General features: G+C 34.4%; 1 protein-coding gene. It reads right to left on the reverse strand.

The annotated features are described in order from the left end of the window. The coding region (locus F3G69_RS09175) for an autotransporter outer membrane beta-barrel domain-containing protein (RefSeq protein WP_188115363.1) at positions 1-1519 on the reverse strand (1519 nt) is incomplete at its 3' end. Between the last annotated feature and the right edge of the window lie 41 nt (positions 1520-1560).

Consider the following 1560-nt stretch of genomic DNA (forward strand, 5'->3'; position numbering starts at 1 on the left):
CATTATCTAATACAGTATTATCGCCTGAAATAGTTATCTTGTCATTACCTGGTTTTTGTGTATTTTCACCATCACCAAGTATTAAGCTAGAACGAGCTTTAGTTCCATCTTTTATGGTGATTTCATCATTTCCAGCTCCACCTGATATTACAGAGTCCGTATTTAAGTATGCTTCATCACCACCATTTATAGTGATAGTATCGTTGCCGTCACCACCACTTATTGTAGAGCCGCCGCTTATGTTTAAATTTTTAGTCATGATGATATCATTTCCATCACCAGCTTTTATTTCACTAACTCTTGCACCATCTGCTCCAAGTAAAGTATTTTCGATATTTATTTCATCGTCATCAGCACCAGCCATCAAGATAGAACCTCTGAAATTAACCTGATTTGTGTTGATTCCTTTAAAATTTACGTGATCCTTGCCAGCCCCAGTACTTATCATAGTATTAATTATATTTACGCCATGATCTATATTTAAGTTATCTGAACCTAAGCCAGTACCTATATAAGATTTACCACTTATATATTCTTGAGTTAATGGATCTCTTTCAAATGAGCCACTACCTGTTATATCATAAGTTATATTGACATCATTTCCATTTAGGCTACTATAAATTTTAGTATCTACATTGGTAAGATCTGAAATAATCTTGCTTCTATTATCTCCACCAAATACACTAAGATCACTTAAAGGATTTAATATCTTGGCTATACCTCCAGCAAAATTTGAAGATCTAGCACTACTTGTTAGCACTAAGTCTTTGGCATTATCTTGACCTATAGCTAGTAGGCCGTTATTGCTTTTAAACCAACCGTCTTGGAAGATAAATTTATTTACTCCTGCATTAGGGACAAAATAATCCCTTCCATCATGCCATCTAACTAACTTATATCCATTTAGTGTAGATCCGGCATTAAGCATATCATTTACCAAGCTTAGCATATGAGAAACAAAACCGCCATTTATATCGTTATTCATATAAGCCGATAGTGGAATTTTTATACTTCCTGATGGCAAAGTAGGTCCTGTTGCTACAACACTAACACTGTTTCCTCCACTTACGCCAAGAGTATTATCTCTAACTCCTGCGGCTACTACTGTAGTCATGACATGCGTACTTCCTACACTAGCATTTATGTTGCAGATATGACCGCTTTCAGCAAAACTAGCAGAAGATAAGCTTACGCCATCTCCTCTTCTAGCGCCCATATCTCCGCTATCCGATATTGAAATGTCAGTTACTGCTTGGTTATTATTAGTATCTTGATCTAGAGTTGTAGTATCTTTATCATCAGATTGAGTTATTGGTACTTTAGGGTCAGAGCTATCTATAACTATCTTTTCTTTTTGATTAATGTCTTCAACGCTAATATCTTTTACTTCTATAGTTACATTGTTAAGAGCTCTTACACTTTTTTCTTGTAACACTTTAACCCATTCCAGCTTATTTATTGTGCTTAAAATTGTTTTGATTTTATAAATCGGAAAATTATATATATTTTTAAAGGGCATGTCTATTGTACTTTGGTGCTAATTTTGGATATGTATTGGAT

Source organism: Campylobacter concisus (assembly GCF_902460625.1).
Classification (GTDB): domain Bacteria; phylum Campylobacterota; class Campylobacteria; order Campylobacterales; family Campylobacteraceae; genus Campylobacter_A; species Campylobacter_A concisus_AD.